Here is a 17,877-nt window from a genome sequence, read left to right as displayed (position 1 = left end):
GATAAAGTATGACTGACCATTTGAAAGACGACCTTGATCCACAGGAAACACGCGAGTGGCTCGACGCCCTCGAAGTCGTGTTAGAAGAAGATGGTCCTGAGCGTGGCCATTTCCTGTTGGAATCATTGATTGAGAAAGCACGTCGTAGCGGCGCTTATTTGCCGTATGCGGCGACCACTGCTTACTTGAACACCATTCCGGCCAGTCAAGAGCCGACCATGCCTGGCGACCAGAGTATGGAAGCGCGGATTCGTGCGGCCATCCGCTGGAATGCGTTGGCAATGGTGTTGCGGGCGTCGAAAAAAGAGTTGGAGCTAGGTGGCCACATCTCAAGTTTCGCCTCGTCAGCCATGCTGTACGACATCGGCTTTAATCACTTCTTCCGTGCGCCCAATGAGCAAGACGGTGGTGACTTCCTGTTTATTCAAGGTCACGCGTCGCCAGGTATCTATGCCCGCGCTTACCTTGAAGGGCGCATCAGCGAAGAGCAGCTAAACAACTTCCGTCAAGAAGTTGACGGTCAAGGCGTGAGCTCGTACCCGCATCCGAAATTGATGCCAGATTTTTGGCAGTTCCCAACGGTATCGATGGGCTTGGGTCCGATTCAAGCCATCTATCAAGCTCGTTATCTGAAATATTTGACTGACCGCGGCATTAAAGACTGCTCGAACCAGCGCGTTTATGCATTCTTAGGCGACGGTGAAGTGGATGAGCCAGAAACACTGGGCGCCATCAGCTTGGCGACCCGTGAAGGTCTCGACAACCTGACCTTTATCGTCAACTGTAACTTGCAGCGTTTGGACGGCCCAGTACGCGGTAACGGCAAGATCATTCAAGAGCTCGAAGGCACCTTCCGTGGCGCCGGCTGGGAAGTAATCAAAGTAATTTGGGGTCGCTACTGGGACCCACTGTTGTACTCAGACACCGACGGTAAGCTGGCGCAAATCATGCAAGACAGCGTCGACGGTGAGTACCAAAACTACAAAGCGAAAGGTGGCGCTTACACCCGTGAGCACTTCTTTGGCAAAACTGAAGAAACCAAAGCTATGGTTGCGAACCTGTCAGACGAAGATATCTGGCGTTTGAACCGTGGTGGCCACGATCCAGTAAAAGTTTACTCGGCCTATCACAAAGCGGTGAACACCAAAGGTCGCCCACAGGTGATCTTGGCGAAAACCGTAAAAGGTTATGGTATGGGTGCGGCCGGTGAAGGTAAAAACATCGCGCACCAAGTGAAGAAAATGGACATGGACGCGATTAAACACTTCCGTGACCGTTTCAACATTCCAATTAAAGACAGCGAGTTAGAAGACATCCCGTTGTATAAATTCCCAGACGACAGTCCGGAAATGAAGTACATGCGCGAGCGCCGTGAAGCACTCAAAGGCTATATGCCAGTGCGTCGCGCCAACACTGATGTCGAAATCGAAGTACCTGCATTGAAAGCCTTCGATGCTGTATTGAAAGGTTCAGGTGACCGTCAAATCTCCACCACTATGGCGTTTGTACGCGTACTTACCGCCTTGTTGAAAGACAAGAAAATCGGCAAGCGTATCGTACCGATCATTCCTGACGAAGCTCGTACTTTTGGTATGGAAGGCTTGTTCCGTCAAGTGGGTATTTACTCGAGCCAAGGCCAGAAGTACGAACCACAAGATGCTGACCAAGTAGCTTACTACCGCGAAGACAAGCAAGGTCAGGTCTTGCAAGAAGGTATCAACGAGTTGGGGGCCATGGCATCGTGGGTGGCGGCAGCGACCAGCTACTCGACCAACAACGAGCCGATGATTCCGTTCTACATCTATTATTCGATGTTCGGTTTTCAACGTGTGGGTGACTTAGTCTGGGCCGCCGGCGATAGCCAAGCCCGTGGCTTCTTGGTCGGCGGTACCGCCGGTCGTACTACCTTGAATGGCGAAGGTCTGCAGCACCAAGACGGCAGCAGCCACATCTTGTTCAACACGGTGCCAAACTGTGTGACCTATGACCCGACGTTCGGTTACGAAGTTGCGGTTATCGTGCAAGACGGTATGCGTCGTATGTTCGGTGAACAAGAGAACGTGTTCTATTACTTGACGGTGATGAACGAGAACTACCAGCAGCCAGAAATGCCGGAAGGTGTCGAAGAAGGCATCGTCAAAGGTATGTATGAGCTAGAAACGCACAAAGCCAAGAAAGCAGCGGGCGAAGTTCAGTTGCTGGGTTCAGGCACCATCTTGCAGCAAGTGCGTCAAGCCGCTGAAATTTTGGCTGACAAATACGACGTCAACGCCACGGTATTTAGCGCAACCTCGTTCAACGAGCTGGCGCGTGAAGGTCTCGACGTTGACCGTTACAACATGCTCAATCCAACCAAGAAAGCGAAAGTGGCGTACGTCACCAAGTTGTTGGAAAAAGCCAAAGGCCCAACCATTGCGGCTACCGATTATATGAAACTGTACGCGGACCAAATTCGCGCTTGGGTACCCACGCCGTATCGTGTGCTAGGTACTGACGGTTTCGGTCGTTCAGACAGCCGTGAAAACTTGCGTCGTCACTTCGAAGTGAACGCTGAGTACATTGTTGTTGCGGCCCTCGCGGAATTGGCGAAAGCCGGTGATATCGACAGCAAAGTTGTCGCGCAAGCGATTAAAGACTTTGGCATCGACACCGACAAAGTCAATCCACTGTACGCATAAGCAACGGGAGCGGAGACCACTATGGCAGATTTAAAAGAAGTACTCGCACCCGACGTTGGCGGTGACGAAGTCGAAGTCATTGAAATCCTTGTCAGCAAGGGTGATAGCGTTGAGGCCGAAGACGGCCTCATCACCGTCGAAAGCGATAAAGCATCGATGGATATTCCAGCGCCATTCGCCGGCAAAGTCAGCGAGATCAAAGTCAGCGTCGGCGATAAAATCAGCGAAGGCGACCTTATCGCTATGCTCGAAGCAGCGGGCGACGACGGTTCGGATGACGGTGCCGACGACGCCAATGCTGATTCTGACACCGATTCGTCGGCTGACGCCGACGCATCGTCTGACGACGTAGCCCGTACTTCTAGTACGGGGCAACAAGCAGACGACACCGATGCCAAATCAGCCCCTACGACGAAAACCATCGAAGTTCACGTGCCAGACATCGGCACCGATGGTGAAGTCGACGTCATCGACGTACTCGTCAGCGAAGGCGACAGTATCGCCAAAGAAGATGGCTTGATCACCCTCGAAACCGACAAAGCCACCATGGATGTACCATCGCCAGAAGCTGGTACGGTTAAATCCGTGGCCGTGAAAACCGGTGATAAAGTTAAAGAAGGCTCATTGGTCATCGAACTAGAAATCACCTCGTCGGAGGGAGCCTCGTCATCTTCGTCGGCAGACGCATCGTCATCTTCGTCGGCTGGCGCCGATGCATCGTCTGGCGACGATGCAGAACGGGCAGCCCCGTCCGGGTCAGCCCGCAAAATTGAAGACAGCGGCCGCACCACCGCCAGCGGCGATCGCAAAGCACCACCGGTGCCCGATCACCCATTGGACCGCAAAGGCAAAGCTGAAGGCCTCGCCTATGCATCGCCAGCGGTGCGTCGTTTAGCGCGGGAATTCGGTGTTGACTTGAACCAAGTGAAAGGCTCAGGTCGCAAAGAACGCATCCTTAAAGAAGACGTGCAAGAATTCGTTAAGTACGAACTGTCGCGCCCGAAAGCGACTGCGTCAGCAGGCACTGCTCAAGGCGGTGGTGGCTTGCAAGTGATTGCACCGCCAAAAGTCGACTTCAGCAAATTTGGCGAAATCGAAGAAGTGCCGCTGACCCGCATCCAGAAAATTTCGGGTCCGAACCTGCATCGCAACTGGGTCACCATCCCTCATGTGACGCAATTTGACGAAGCCGATATCACTGAGCTTGAACAGTTCCGCAAGCAAGAAAACGAACTGCAAGCGAAGAAAAAAGACGGCGTGAAGATCACCCCATTGGTGTTCATCATGAAGGCCGTTGCCAAAGCACTACAAGAATACCCGGTGTTTAATTCGTCACTGCACGAAGACGGCGAGCACCTGATTATGAAGAAATATATTCACATCGGGATTGCCGTCGACACCCCTGGAGGCCTTGTGGTACCAGTGATTCGCGATGTCGACAAGAAAGGCATTTACGAACTTTCCGAAGAGCTGGTAGACGTTAGCACGCGTGCGCGCGACGGCAAGTTAAAAGCACAAGATATGCAAGGCGGTTGTTTCTCAATTTCGAGCCTTGGTGGCATTGGCGGTACCGCCTTCACGCCGATTGTGAATGCGCCAGATGTCGCAATTTTGGGTGTGTCGAAAAGTGAAATGAAACCGAAATGGAACGGTAAAGACTTTGAGCCACGCTTGATGCTACCGACTAGCCTGTCGTACGACCATCGTGTCATTGACGGTGCGGTTGCTGCACGCTTTAGTGTGTATCTGTGCAACGTGTTGTCAGATATTCGCAAACTGGTTCTTTAAATTAAACAAATCGCGCCGGGGCTGTTATAATCCGCCCCGCGCGAATTTTAACCGAATTCTCAAAGATTCTACGAAAGTAAGAGGTCGTCATGAGCAAAGAAATCAATGCCCAAGTAGTCGTACTCGGTGCTGGCCCTGGTGGTTACTCAGCAGCCTTCCGTGCCGCTGACTTAGGTTTAGAAACCGTCTTAGTTGAGCGTTACAGCACCCTTGGTGGGGTATGCTTGAACGTGGGTTGTATTCCATCAAAAGCGTTATTGCACCTTGCCAAGCACATCGAAGATGCGAAGCACATGGCCGACGAAGGTGTGGCTTTCGGCGAGCCAAAAATCGACCTCGACAAAATTCGCAAGCATAAAGAAAAAGTCATCGGTCAATTGACCGGCGGTTTGGGCCAAATGTCGAAAATGCGCAAAGTCAAAGTCGTAACGGGTAACGGCGAATTTGCCAGCGACAAACAGTTGAAAGTCAAAGACAGCGACGGCAACGAAACCGTGATCAACTTCGAACACGCCATTATCGCAGTCGGTTCACAGTCAATTAAATTGCCATTCGTACCGCATGATGACGAGCGCATTTGGGATTCAACTGCAGCCCTTGAACTGCGTTTCGTACCTGACCGCATGCTCGTTTTAGGTGGCGGTATCATCGGACTAGAAATGGGCTGTGTGTACAGCGCTTTGGGCTCGAAAATCGATGTGGTCGAAATGACCGATCAGCTGATCCCACCAGCCGACAAAGATATCATTAAGCCGTTCATGAAGAGCATCAAGGGCAAGTTCGACAATATCATGTTGAACACCAAAGCCGCTAAAGTTGAAGCTAAGAAAGACGGTATTTACGTGACCTTCGAAGGTGACAACGCGCCAGATAAGCCAGTCAAGTACGACGCCGTGCTCGTAGCCGTTGGCCGTGCACCAAATGGTGCCAAAGTCGGTGCAGACAAAGCTGGTGTGAAAGTTACAGACCGCGGCTTCATTGAAGTTGATAAGCAAATGCGCACCAACGTGAAGAATATCTTTGCGATTGGTGATTTGGTTGGCCAACCGATGCTGGCGCACAAAGCTGTACATGAAGGCCACGTTGCCGCAGAAGTTATCGCTGGTAAGAAACACTACTTCGATCCGAAAGTGATTCCTTCAATAGCGTACACCGACCCAGAAGTAGCATGGGCTGGTTTGACCGAAAAAGAAGCGAAAGAGCAAGGTATCGAGTACGAAGCAGCCGTGTTCCCATGGTCAGCCTCTGGCCGTGCCATTGCGCAGGGCGCAACTGACGGTATGACCAAGCTGCTGTTTGATAAAAACAACCGTATCATCGGTGGTGCGACCGTAGGTTCAAACGCCGGTGAGTTGCTCGGCGAAATCTGTTTGGCCATCGAAATGGGTTGTGACGCCGAAGACATCGCGCTCACTATCCACGCCCACCCAACCCTGCATGAATCAGTAGGCTTGGCGGCAGAAGTGTTCGAAGGCTCGATCACCGACTTACCGAATAAAAAAGCCAAGAAAAAGTAGCCCGTGGTTCTACCACGGGTCTAAATCACCATCACCTTCGATGGTCGAATAACAAAACACCGCGAGCGCCTCGGCCTCGCGGTGTTTTTGTTTGCGACCAATCACCCAATCAAATCGATATGAGACAGCGCATTTGAGTTGTACAAGTACGCCGCATCCCGTAAGGTAAAGAAGCACTCAACGACAAACTTTTTACCCAAAAAGGAGCGTGTTATGGCAAACGAAGGTTATCATGAACCCTACGAACTGCTGTCGGACGATACCCGCGACATGCATCGTGCCATCATTTCACTAATGGAAGAATTGGAAGCTGTCGATTGGTACAACCAACGCATCGATGTCTGCAAAGACGAAGAGCTGAAGAAGATTCTCATCCACAATCGTGATGAAGAAAAAGAGCACGCTGCGATGACGTTAGAATGGATCCGTCGGCGCGATAAAAAGTTTGACGAAGAGCTCAAAGAGTACCTATTCACCGAAGAAGTGATAGGGCATTAACAAAAAACCCGTTTTTCGATAGTCGTACGTTCGGCTTTGCCTCACTGTTCGTCCGCTCACTGCGTTCGCTATTCGAGGCACTCCGAACAGCGCGGAGCGCATACGAACAGCGCAGCGGACGATTAGCGAAAAACGCTTTTGCATTGAAAGAGGGAGTTATGCGTAAAGTTAGTACTTTAGCGCTGAGCGTGGCGTTAGCCCTTGGCGTTGCCGCCTGTTCACCACAGAATAGCCAAACCGAAACCACCGCCAGCGAACAGCCACAAGCTGCTGAGCAGCAACAACTGACATCTGGCTTGGACCTCAACGACTTCAACACTGAAGTGCGTCCGCAAGATGACTTGTTCACCTACGTAAATGGCGGTTGGGTTGAGAAAACTGAAATTCCAGCGGATCGTTCACGGGTTGGCTCGTTCAACGAGTTGCGCGACGAGAACCAAGCGCGGCTGAAAAAAATCATTGAAGAAGCTGCCGCCAGCTCACCTGAGCCAGGTTCGAACGCTGATAAAATCGGTGCCTTCTATAACAGTTTCATGGACACTGAGCGTCTGAATAGCTTGGGCTATGAGCCTATTGCAGAAGACCTTGAAGCGATTGCGCAATTGCAAAATCACGACCAGGTGGCCGCGCATTTTGCTGAGCTGGCCCAATACGGCGTGAGTTCACCGTTTGGCTTCTACGTTTACGCTGATGCGAAAAACCCTGAAGTGAATACCATGTATATGTCGCAATCAGGTTTGGGCTTGCCAGACCGTGATTACTACCTGAAAGACGAAGAAAAGATGGTAGAAATCCGTGCGGCTTATCGCGAATACATCAAGGATATTTTAGCGCTAGTGGGTATGGATAACACCGAAGCCGCCGCTGATGCGATCCTAGAACTTGAAACTAAGCTTGCGGAAGTACAGTGGAGCCGCGTCGAAAGCCGCAACGCTGATAACACCTACAACAAAAAGTCGATGGATGAGCTCAAAGAATTGTTTGGTTCATTCAACGTAGGCGCGTATACCGAAGCTGCTGGGCTTGCGACCGTTGAAGAAGCGATTGTCCGTCAACCGTCTTATTTTGAAAGCTTTGGCAGTATGTTTGCCGATGTGCCGCTGGAAACGTGGAAGCAGTACATGAGTCTGCGTTTGACCACCAGCTTCGCCAATGCTTTGAGCGAAGAAATCGGTGATCGCCGCTTCGCGTTTTACGGCCAAGTGCTGAACGGTACGCCAGAACAAGAGCCGCGTTGGAAGCGGGGCGTAGATGCCACCGACGGTGCCTTGGGCGAAGTTCTCGGCCAGCTTTATGTCGCTGAATACTTCCCACCAGAAGCAAAAGAGCGCATGGAAACCTTGGTCGATAACCTCATTAAAGCTTATGGTGAATCGATCAAGGGCTTAGAGTGGATGAGCGCAGAGACCAAAGAAAAAGCTTTGGAAAAACTAAGCAAATTCACTCCGTACATCGGTTATCCAAGCGAGTGGCGTGATTATTCAGCGCTCACCGTTGCTGCTGATGATTTAGTGGGCAACTACAAGCGTTCTGCTGAGTTCGATTATCAGTACAACATTAGCCAAATCGGTCAGCCAGTCAAAGAAGAAGACTGGGGCATGACGCCGCAAACGGTCAACGCGTATTACAGCCCAGTGCGCAACGAAATCGTGTTCCCAGCGGGTATCTTGCAACCACCATTCTTTAACTTAGAAGCTGAAGATGCGGTCAACTACGGTGGTATCGGTGCCGTTATCGGCCACGAAATCGGCCATGGTTTTGATGACCAAGGTTCGAAGTACGATGGTGATGGTAACCTGCAAAGCTGGTGGACCGACGCTGACCGTGAAGCTTTTGACGAGCGTGGCGCGCAACTTGCAGCGCAGTATGACCTGTATGAACCGCTAGAAGGCGTGTTCGTGAACGGCAAACTGACGCTAGGTGAGAATATCGGCGACTTAGCCGGTGTGACCATTGCCTACAAAGCTTACACCGATTCGCTGAACGGTGAAGCATCACCAGTGCTCGACGGCTTTACTGGCGAGCAGCGGGTGTTCTTAGGTTGGGCGCAAGTTTGGCAAACCAAGCAGCGTGACGAATATACCCGTAACCAAGTGCTGAGCGACCCGCATTCACCGGCGTTCTATCGGGTGAACGGTACGGTTGTGAACGTTCCTGCGTTTTATGAAGCGTTCAACGTGCAGCCTGAAGACGACATGTACTTGCCGCCTGAAGAGCGCGTTACTATTTGGTAACCGCAACGGGTAACGTGCATCAATAAAAAGGTATGTGCTAAACTGCCGTCATGAAATACGTGATTGGACTTCTTATCATTAGCTTGTTGCTGGCGCCTTTGCAGGTGTCAGCGCATGCCCCTGCGCCTGCTGTTGGCGCAGAGCATGCAGCGATGCAGATGATGGACCACGCCAGTAACGATGACATGGCGACAGATCATGCCTGTTGCGATGACGCTGCTGCAGCAACTGAAATGGTTGCGGCGGCAATGGATTGCGACGGCAGTTGTGATACCTGCCAAAATTTTTGTGGCGCCAGTGCACTTGGTTTATTACCAAGCCTCGCACTGGTGAGCCATTTCTCCTCTGTACAGCCATGGCGCCTGAGCGCCGAACCCGCGATTCACCGTAAGGACCGTCTCGAACGTCCACCTATGCCTGCTTAACAACTGAACCTTTTTCTCAGTTTCGTTTTTGCAGGAGTCTGTTATGCCTTTTTCACGTTGGATTTGTGGCCTCGTTGCCATCTTGATGCTGTTTGCTGTCAATGCGCCGCAAGCACTGCAATCACACGATCATTCGCAGCATGAGCAATCGCTACAAGAAGTCACCTCAGCCGAGCGGGAGCTTAGCGATGAGACTGCGGTGGAGTATGTCTGCCCAATGCACAATCACATTGTCCGTGACGAACCCGGAACCTGCCCTATTTGTGGCATGGATTTGGAGCCGCAACGCCCGACCCAAGAAGTCGATGTGGTGGTAAGCGGGCAGATGCAGCAAAACTTGGGCGTGACCACAGCCGTAGTTGCGCCGACGACCTTATGGCGCTATTACCCGACGTTGGCAACGGTGCAATGGAACGACAATGCACGCTGGCACATTCATCCGCGCGCGGCAGGCTGGCTCGAAGAGTTGCACGTACGCAGCGAAGGGCAACAGGTCAACGTCGGCGACAAGCTCTATAGCATCTACAGCAAAGAGTTAGTGGTGGCGCAACAGGATTTTCTGCAAGCACTCGATGCTGCGAGTGCGATGGCACCGGCGCAGGCCAAGCGTTTGTTGCGCGATGGACGCCTGAGACTTGAGTTACTCGGCCTTACTACGGAGCAAATTAAGCAGCTCGAAGCCAGCCAAGAAATCTTGTATCGGGTGCCGGTGTATGCGCAACACGCGGGCGTTATCACGACATTAAAGGTCGCACAGGGGATGTATGTCGAACCTGCCACTGAGTTGCTCACCATAACCGGTGCCGACGGCGCTTGGCTCATCGCCGATGTGCCTGAACGCTATAGTTCGTGGCTCGAACCTGACGCTTTTGTCGATGTGACCTTGCCGCAGGCCGGTTTGAACGGTTATGAGACCCGTATTGACTATATTTATCCAGAACTCGACGCGCAAAGTCGCACCCAGCGCGTGCGCATTCAGCTACCGCAAAACATTACTGGCGCTGGGTTGCAAGTCGGCATGCAAGCGCAGGTTGAACTCTATGGTGGGCCCAAACGCGACGTCTTGGCAGTGCCACTGAGTGCATTGATTCTAACCGGTAGCGACAATCGCGTGATCGTGCAAACCGCTGACACTAGTTTTCAACAACGCGAAGTGCATGTCGGCCTGATCGTAGGTGACCAAGCTGAGATTTTGCACGGTCTTGAACAGGGCGAGCGCGTGGTCACTTCCGGTCAGTTCTTACTCGACTCCGAAGCCAGCTTGAAAGCCAGTCGTTTAAGCGGTCAAGCAACCCCTGAGGACAGCGGCCATGCTCACTAAAATCATCGATTGGAGCCTCGGCAATCGATTGCTGGTGCTGATTGCTGCGCTGTTTGCTGCGTGGTTTGGCTGGCGCGCGATGACCACCACACCGTTAGACGCGATTCCCGACTTGTCTGACGTGCAAGTGATTGTCAAAACACCGTACCCCGGGCAAGCGCCGCAATTGGTAGAAGAGCAGGTGACATGGCCTTTGGCGAACCTGATGCTCGCGGTGCCCGGCTCGACCGAAGTTCGCGGTTATTCATTTTTCGGCGACTCCTATTTATATATCTTGTTTGAAGAGGGGACTGATATTTATTGGGCGCGCAGTCGCGTGCTGGAGTACCTGAATCAAGCTGCGGAGCGCTTACCCGATGGCATCACCCCACGGCTCGGTCCCGATGCCAGTGGCGTCGGTTGGGTGTTTCAATATGCCTTGGTCGATCGCACTGGGCAGCGCCATTTGGGTGAGCTTACCAGCCTGCAAGATTGGTTCTTAAAGCAGGAACTGCAAAGTGTTGAAGGGGTCGCCGAAGTCGCCACCGTGGGTGGCATGGTGCAGGCCTATCAGGTCGTGGTCGACCCCTACCGGTTACAAACCTACGGGCTGACACTTGCGCAAGTGCAAGACACCATAGCCGCTGCGAATCAGGAAGTCGGTGGCGGCATTGTCGAGATGGCTGAAGCCGAATACATGGTGCGCGGTACGGGTTACATTCAATCGCTCGAGGAACTGCGTGAGCTGCCCTTGCCAGTGACCAGCGCCGCCTACAATGCGGTGACTTTGGCAGATGTTGCCACCGTGCGGCGGGGGCCCGTTAGCCGTCGCGGCATTGCTGAACTCAATGGTGAGGGCGAAGTGGTGGGTGGCATTGTGGTGATGCGCCACGGTGAGAATGCACTGGCAACCATTGAGCGAGTGCGCGATAAGCTCAAGACTTTACAGCAAGGCTTGCCCGATGGTGTGGAGATTGTGCCGACCTACGACCGCTCTGATTTGATTCATCGTGCGGTAGATAACTTGACCACTAAACTGCTGGAAGAAATGGCCTTTGTGGCGTTGATCACGGTACTGTTTTTGCTGCATTTGCGTTCCGCTTTAGTCGCAATCATCACCTTGCCGCTAGCGGTGCTGATGAGTTTTATCGTGATGCGGTGGCTCGGCATCAACGCCAACATCATGAGCTTGGGCGGCATCGCCATTGCCATCGGCGCGCTGGTGGATGCGGCAATAGTAATGGTGGAAAATGCCCACAAGCACTTGCAACACTACCGCGAAGAACACGGCCAGCCACCCACGGGTGCAGCGCACTGGCGCGTGATTCGTGAAGCCACCGTTGAAGTTGGTCCAGCACTGTTTTTGTCATTGTTAATTATTACTTTGAGCTTCATTCCGGTTTTTTCGCTCGAAGCCCAAGAAGGTCGTCTGTTTGCGCCGTTGGCGTACACTAAAACTTTTGCCATGGCTGCCGCGGCCTTGCTGGCGATTACCTTGGTGCCCGTATTGATGGGCTATTTTGTGCGCGGGCGCATTTTGAGTGAACAACGTAATCCGCTCACGCGTGCCATGATTTGGCTCTATCGTCCTGTTTTACATGGTGTGTTGCGTTTTCCGAAGACAGTTATTTTATTGGCGCTGGTAGTAACAGTGAGTGGTTACTACCCACTGAGTAAAATGGGCAGTGAGTTTATGCCGACCATGCAAGAAGGTGACTTGCTGTATATGCCAACGACCTTGCCGGGTATTAGCCCACAAGCGGCGGCCGAGTTGTTGCAGCGCACCGACCGTCTGATCAAGCAAGTGCCCGAGGTGGAACGTGTTTTCGGCAAAACTGGCCGCGCCGATACTGCCACCGATCCAGCGCCTCTAACCATGCTTGAAACAACTATTCAGTTGAAGCCCGAAAGCGAATGGCGCGACGGTGTTACCTTGCCAGCTATTATCGACGAGCTCGATGCAACGGTGCAGGTGCCGGGTATTACCAATGCCTGGGTGCAGCCGATCAAAACCCGTATCGATATGCTCTCAACGGGTCTAAAAACGCCATTGGGGCTGAAAATTGCGGGACCATCGTTGGCCGAAATTCAGCGCATTGGCGGTGATCTTGAAGAGCGCTTGTCAGGCGTTGCCGGGGTTGCTTCTGTATATGCCGAACGGCCCGCGTCGGGGCGCTATTTAGAGATCCGTCCGCGCTTGGCAGAAGCGGCACGCTACGGTATCGACCAAGCCAGTATTCAGCGGGTAATTCAATTTGCCATCGGCGGTGCGCAAATTGCTGAAACGGTAGAAGGCACCGAGCGTTACCCAATCACTTTGCGCTATCCGCGCGAGCTGCGTGATCACCTTGAGCGCATCAAGCAGTTACCGCTGTTCAGTGCAAGTGGTGCTTGGGTCACCTTAGAACAGGTCGCAGACGTACAAGTGACCGACGGTCCAGCGATGATTCGCAGTGAAAACGCACGTCCAACGGGCTGGGTGTTTATTGACGTTGATAGCGAGGTGCCAGTGGGTGAGGTGATTGCTGCAGCTGAGCCGCTATTGGCCGATTATGAATTACCGCCGCGCTACTCATTCGCATGGTCAGGGCAGTATGAGTCGATGCAACGTGTCGAAGCGAAACTGCAGGAAGTGGTACCCGCCACCTTAGCGGTTATTCTGATACTGCTGTATTTTACCTTTCGTTCGTTTAAACAGGCGCTGCTGATCATGGCAACACTGCCGTTGGCGCTTACGGGTTCGCTGTGGTTTATCTGGTGGCTCGGTTACAACCTGTCGATTGCGGTCGGCGTCGGTATGATTGCCTTAGCGGGTGTCGCGGCTGAGTTCGGCGTGGTGATGTTGTTGTATTTGAATAACGCCTGGCGCGCCCGACAAGCGCGCACGCAAGCGAGCTTATACGATGCAATCGAAGAGGGCGCAGTGTTGCGAGTACGGCCGAAAGCAATGACGGTCATTACCATTATTGCTGGCTTGCTGCCGATTATGCTGAGCCAAGGTACCGGCTCAGAAGTCATGCAACGCATCGCGGCGCCGATGATTGGCGGTATGGTGGTAGCGCCGTTGCTGTCGCTGTTGGTGTTACCGGCGGTGTATTGGCTTTGGCACCGCCGGCGCTTGGCTTAACTGTTGCTATTGGTGTCGGCAGGCGGTACGCGCATCACCAGCGCGTACATCACCGGCACCACAATCAGTGTCAGTAAAGTGGCAAAGCCGAGACCAAACATGATCACCACTGCCATGCTGACAAAGAAGGCGTCGAACAGCAGTGGGATCATGCCGACAATCGTCGTGACTGCAGCCATGAGGACCGGGCGTACGCGGCTGACCGCGGCATCTTCCAATGCCTTGATGCGTTCTTTGCCACTGGCAAGTTCGACCCGCACTTGCTCGAGCAGCACTACACCGTTTTTGATCAGCATGCCCGACAGGCTCAAGAAACCGAGTAACGCCATGAAGCCAAACGGCTGACCGCTTAGGGCGAGGCCGAGGGTAACGCCGATGATACTGAGCGGCACTGTGGTCCACAAAATACCCGCCTGACGAATCGAGCTAAACAGCAACACGGTAATGATAAACATCACCACAAAGGCCAAGGGCAGCGCTTGGAATACTGCGCCAGTAGCTTTTTGTGAGGCTTCATATTCACCGCCCCATTCGAGGCTGTAACCTAAGGGTAGCTCAATGGCTTCAATGTCGGGGCGAATGCGCTCGAGCACCATGGCTGCCGTTTCTTCACCAAAAATGTCATGATCGGCCATGACCGTGAGCGTGCGTTTGCGGTCGCGGCGCAGGATCAAGTGATCTTCAGCGCTGAGCTTCATGCGGTTGACGACTTGCGCCAGCGGCACATGCTGCTGCAACGCCTGGGAATAGATTTGTAATTCTTCCCAATCGGCGATTTCACGGCGTTCGTTTGCGGGTGCCCGAACGATAATAGGGAGTAAGTTGGTACCATCGCGGAATAAGCCGACATTTTGCCCGTTGAAATTGCGTTTTAAGACGTCATTGACGTCCGCCTTAGTGATGCCAAGTCGGCGTGCGGCTGCTTCGTTAAACTCTGGATTCAGTACTTTGCTGCGCTGGCGCCAATCGTTACGCAAATTACGAATACCGTCGTCTTGCGCCATAATCGCTTCGGCTTGGGCGGCCAATTGGTGCAGCACCAAAGGGTCAGGACCGCTGAAGCGAGCTTCTATTTTGGCGGTTTGCGAAGGGCCCATTTCCACCGGTTTGAGCTTAAATTCGACATCGGGCTGTTCGGTTTTCAGGTAGCTTTCAATGGCGCCATGTACTTGCCGTAATTTCTCGGTGTCGCTGGCGCGTAGAATCACCTGACCATAGCTCTCGTATGCTTTTTCTACCATGTAGGTGAGGGTAAAGCGCGGTGCGCCTTGGCCGACAGTGCTGGCGACATAAGTGAGCTCCGGAAACTCTTGCATTAGATAGGCTTCAAAATCCTGCAAGCGGCGAGAGGTTGCCCGAATATCAGTGCCTTCAGGGTACCAAACGTCAACAAATAGCATGGGTGTGGTTGACGGCGGGAAAAACGACTGTTTCACCGTAGTAAAGCCAGCGACCGCGAGTATTAACAAGCCGACCATGGCAACCATGGTGGTTTTGCGCCAAGCTAAGAATTTATGTAGGAGTGTGCGATAGCCACGAAATACCCAGTGATTGTAAACGTGATCGTCGTCTTCTGGTTGCTCTTTCGCAGATCTGGCTCGGGCGTCTTTGCGGTAAAGAATATTACCAAGAAATGGCGTTAGCGTAATGGCCGTGAACCAGCTCAACAGTAACGAGATGAGCAACACCCAAAACAGTGAGTTGGCGTATTCACCGCTGGCGTCTTTCGATAAACCAATAGGCGCAAAAGCGATGACGGCAACCGCAGTTGCGCCAAGCAGTGGCCATTTATTCTGCTGCACAATTTCACTGGCCGCTTGCAGGCGCGACAAACCACGTCGCACGCCGACCAACATCCCTTCGGCAATGACGATTGCATTATCCACTAGCATGCCGAGCGCGATAATCAGTGCGCCGAGCGAGACCCGTTGCAGCTGAATATCCATTAAATACATAAAGATAAAGCTACCCAACACGGTGATCAGTAGCACACTGCCAATCAACACCCCGCTGCGTAAACCCATGGTAAGCAATAGCGCTACCACCACAATGGCCACAGCTTCGGCGAGGTTGAGCAAGAAATTCTTTACCGAACGATCGACTTCGGCGGGCTGGTCATAAATCGCCGCGACCTGCATGCCGACGGGCTGAGCGTACTGCAGTTCTTGCAGCCGCTGCTCGATACGCTGACCGACTTCAACCACGTTGACGTCGCTGGCGAACGAGATGCCGAGCCACAATGAGGGCTGCCCTTCGTAGCGCACCAAATGTGTTGGAATCTCTTGGTATTCGCGACTGACCGTAGCGACATCGCGCAACAAAATGCGTTGTTCAGCACCTGGATTGCTGATCATGAGATTAGCCAAGTCATTCACATTGGCAAACTCACCACTGGTTTGCAGGCGGATACGTTCTTCGCCACTCAGCACGCGACCCGCATCGCTTACCGCATTTTGCGTTTGCAGCAGATTTAACACTTGCTGCGGACTAATACCGGTATTCGCCAACTTGGCCCGCGAAATCTCCACCACCACTTCTTCTTGTTGCTCACCGGCGACAGTGACTTTGCCGACACCGTCGACCAATACCAATTCACGGCGCAAGAAATCGGTGTAGTCTTTGATGTCTTCGTAACTATAGCCTTTGCCACTTATCGCCAACAAAATGCCGTAAACGTCGGCAAAATCATCGCGCACCATGGGCTGACCAGCTCCCGGCGGCAAACGCCGGGTAACATCGTTCACTTTACGGCGTAATTCATCCCAAATTTGCGGCATGTCTTTGGCGCGCAAAGTGGTTTTCATGTCTACGGTAATTTGACTCAGCCCGGGCTTCGAAATAGAACTGATATGATCAACGTTGCCGAGCTCTTGGATGGCATTTTCAATGCGGTAGGTGACTTCCTCTTCAACCTGCTGCGCGGTGGCTCCGGGGTAGGTGGTGATCACCATGGCTTTTTTGAGGGTGAACTCGGGGTCTTCGAGACGACCTATGTTGGTAAGCGCTAACACACCGCCTACCAGCAGGAGAAGCAGCAGCATCCAGCTAGTGGTGCTGCGTTTGATGCTATAACGTGCGATATCCATTACAGACCTCGCTCTTTAACCCAAGGCCGTACTTTTTGTCCTTTACTGAGCGCGTGCACACCAGCGACAACGATTTGTTCACCCGTTTGCAGTCCAGCAATAATTTCTATGGCATCGCCCGTGACCATACCTGTGGTTACTTCGCGCTGCTGCACTTGTTGTGATTGTGGATCATAAACCCAAACTCGTGGCTTAGCAGCGGCTGCTTCTGTTGGCTCGGAGAACACCGCACTGGTGGGCACACTGATACCTGATTGTGGCTTGTTAGCAACCGCTTGCGTATCGACATGCACTGTGGCCGACATACCTGGTAATAGGTTGAGATCTTGCGGCTTCGGCATGGTGAACACCACTTTATAGGTGTTGGTGGCCGGATCGGCCGTGGTATCCCATTCTTTCAACGTGATTGGGTAGCGTTGCTCAGGATTGGCGGCGAAACTCACATCGGGCTGATAGTCGGTGCTGCGTTGCACCCGCGCAAACAACTGTTCGGGCACGTTGATACTGATATCAATCGCATCATCCATTTGCAGCGTGGCAATGGGTTGCTGCGGCTGCACCGTTTCAAATGCTTCGACAAAGACATGGGCAACGGTGCCAGCGAAGGGCGCGCGCAGCTCCGTGTAACGCAGATTAGCCTTCGCCGTTTCTAAATTGGCGCGAGTGACTTGCAGGTTAGCTTTGACTTCATCGAATTGCTGCTGCGAAATCACCCCTTGCTCGGCGAGACTCTCGGTGCGGTCGTATTGAGTTTGCGCCAGTTGGAAGCGGGCTTGTGCTTGGTCGACCACTAATTGGTAATCGGTAGGGTCAAGCTTGGCGATCAAATCGCCTTGTTGCACCTCGTTGCCAGCTTTAACAGGGAAGCTACTAATTTCGCCACCTACCCGAAAGCCCAACTGCGCCACCTGAGCTGCTTCCACCACTGCTGGAAAATCGCGAAAGCGGGCATCGGTGTTTTCACCCACCGTCAACAACTTCACCGGCTGCACCGCATTGTTGTTTGCTGGTGCATTATCGCCATTTTCCACAACCGCTGGACCACAGCCCGCAAGGCTTAACACCATAAAAAGGGCAGCCCTCTTTTTGCCAATTTGTCGGCCAATTTGTTGCCACAACCGCATCGCTCAACCCTACTATTTGCCATTAACTGATGACAGTTTAGCCAATTAAAATGTAAAGTAATACTGAATAAAAATTAAATACAACATAAGAAATTCTGAA

General features: G+C 52.7%; 10 protein-coding genes. 8 read left to right on the top strand and 2 right to left on the bottom strand.

Translation table 11 applies throughout. From position 1 onward, the window contains the following. The first annotated feature begins 8 nt into the window (after positions 1-8). The 8 genes from aceE (at position 9) to ACJ8W9_RS07085 (ending at position 13,567) form a co-directional block, all read left to right on the top strand. A complete protein-coding gene (aceE, locus tag ACJ8W9_RS07120) occupies positions 9-2,678 on the top strand; it encodes a pyruvate dehydrogenase (acetyl-transferring), homodimeric type (protein WP_411359180.1) in 2,670 nt (889 codons plus the stop codon). 21 nt (positions 2,679-2,699) lie between these two features. Continuing rightward, the gene (aceF, locus tag ACJ8W9_RS07115) at positions 2,700-4,466 is read left to right on the top strand and encodes a dihydrolipoyllysine-residue acetyltransferase (protein ID WP_411360752.1); all 1,767 of its coding nucleotides are present in this window, start codon (positions 2,700-2,702) and stop codon (positions 4,464-4,466) included. Positions 4,467-4,555: 89 nt separating this feature from the next. Then, entirely contained in the window at positions 4,556-5,983 is a 1,428-nt protein-coding gene (gene lpdA, locus ACJ8W9_RS07110) for a dihydrolipoyl dehydrogenase (RefSeq protein WP_034731399.1), read from the top strand. A 213-nt stretch (positions 5,984-6,196) separates the two neighbouring features. Beyond that, positions 6,197-6,481: an encapsulin-associated ferritin-like protein gene (locus tag ACJ8W9_RS07105; RefSeq protein WP_411359177.1), complete on the top strand. Its 285-nt coding sequence runs from the start codon at positions 6,197-6,199 to the stop codon at positions 6,479-6,481. A 158-nt stretch (positions 6,482-6,639) separates the two neighbouring features. Next, positions 6,640-8,715 carry a M13 family metallopeptidase gene (locus ACJ8W9_RS07100; RefSeq protein ID WP_411360751.1) on the top strand — a complete coding sequence of 692 codons (2,076 nt, stop codon included), beginning with the start codon at positions 6,640-6,642 and terminating at the stop codon, positions 8,713-8,715. A gap of 50 nt (positions 8,716-8,765) precedes the next feature. After that, on the top strand, positions 8,766-9,140 hold the full coding sequence (locus ACJ8W9_RS07095; protein WP_411359175.1) for a hypothetical protein: 375 nt from the start codon (positions 8,766-8,768) through the stop codon (positions 9,138-9,140). A 43-nt stretch (positions 9,141-9,183) separates the two neighbouring features. Beyond that, entirely contained in the window at positions 9,184-10,461 is a 1,278-nt protein-coding gene (locus tag ACJ8W9_RS07090) for an efflux RND transporter periplasmic adaptor subunit (protein ID WP_411360750.1), read from the top strand. Beyond that, on the top strand, positions 10,451-13,567 hold the full coding sequence (locus ACJ8W9_RS07085) for an efflux RND transporter permease subunit (protein ID WP_411360749.1): 3,117 nt from the start codon (positions 10,451-10,453) through the stop codon (positions 13,565-13,567). The genes ACJ8W9_RS07090 and ACJ8W9_RS07085 overlap by 11 nt, the downstream gene beginning before the upstream one ends. Here ACJ8W9_RS07085 and ACJ8W9_RS07080 read toward each other — a convergent pair. Beyond that, positions 13,564-16,653, bottom strand: a complete 3,090-nt coding sequence (locus ACJ8W9_RS07080; protein ID WP_411360748.1) for an efflux RND transporter permease subunit — start codon at positions 16,651-16,653, stop codon at positions 13,564-13,566. The two genes, ACJ8W9_RS07085 and ACJ8W9_RS07080, sit on opposite strands and share 4 nt — an antisense overlap. Then, entirely contained in the window at positions 16,653-17,777 is a 1,125-nt protein-coding gene (locus tag ACJ8W9_RS07075) for an efflux RND transporter periplasmic adaptor subunit (RefSeq protein ID WP_411360747.1), read from the bottom strand. The genes ACJ8W9_RS07080 and ACJ8W9_RS07075 overlap by 1 nt, the downstream gene beginning before the upstream one ends. Positions 17,778-17,877 lie beyond the last annotated feature (100 nt).

It is taken from the genome of Pseudidiomarina salilacus, from assembly GCF_047323925.1.
GTDB lineage: Bacteria > Pseudomonadota > Gammaproteobacteria > Enterobacterales > Alteromonadaceae > Pseudidiomarina > Pseudidiomarina salilacus.
Note: the sequence above shows the minus strand (reverse complement) of the source record. Positions and strands in the feature narration are given on the sequence as shown.

Bases quoted from the DNA above. Each gene is read 5' to 3' on its own strand.
- ACJ8W9_RS07080 (WP_411360748.1), bottom strand. From the start codon at position 16,653: ATGGATATCGCACGTTATAGCATCAAACGCAGCACCACTAGCTGGATG.
- ACJ8W9_RS07090 (WP_411360750.1), top strand. From the start codon at position 9,184: ATGCCTTTTTCACGTTGGATTTGTGGCCTCGTTGCCATCTTGATGCTG.
- ACJ8W9_RS07075 (WP_411360747.1), bottom strand. From the start codon at position 17,777: ATGCGGTTGTGGCAACAAATTGGCCGACAAATTGGCAAAAAGAGGGCT.
- aceE (WP_411359180.1), top strand. From the start codon at position 9: ATGACTGACCATTTGAAAGACGACCTTGATCCACAGGAAACACGCGAG.
- lpdA (WP_034731399.1), top strand. From the start codon at position 4,556: ATGAGCAAAGAAATCAATGCCCAAGTAGTCGTACTCGGTGCTGGCCCT.
- ACJ8W9_RS07105 (WP_411359177.1), top strand. From the start codon at position 6,197: ATGGCAAACGAAGGTTATCATGAACCCTACGAACTGCTGTCGGACGAT.
- aceF (WP_411360752.1), top strand. From the start codon at position 2,700: ATGGCAGATTTAAAAGAAGTACTCGCACCCGACGTTGGCGGTGACGAA.
- ACJ8W9_RS07085 (WP_411360749.1), top strand. From the start codon at position 10,451: ATGCTCACTAAAATCATCGATTGGAGCCTCGGCAATCGATTGCTGGTG.
- ACJ8W9_RS07095 (WP_411359175.1), top strand. From the start codon at position 8,766: ATGAAATACGTGATTGGACTTCTTATCATTAGCTTGTTGCTGGCGCCT.
- ACJ8W9_RS07100 (WP_411360751.1), top strand. From the start codon at position 6,640: ATGCGTAAAGTTAGTACTTTAGCGCTGAGCGTGGCGTTAGCCCTTGGC.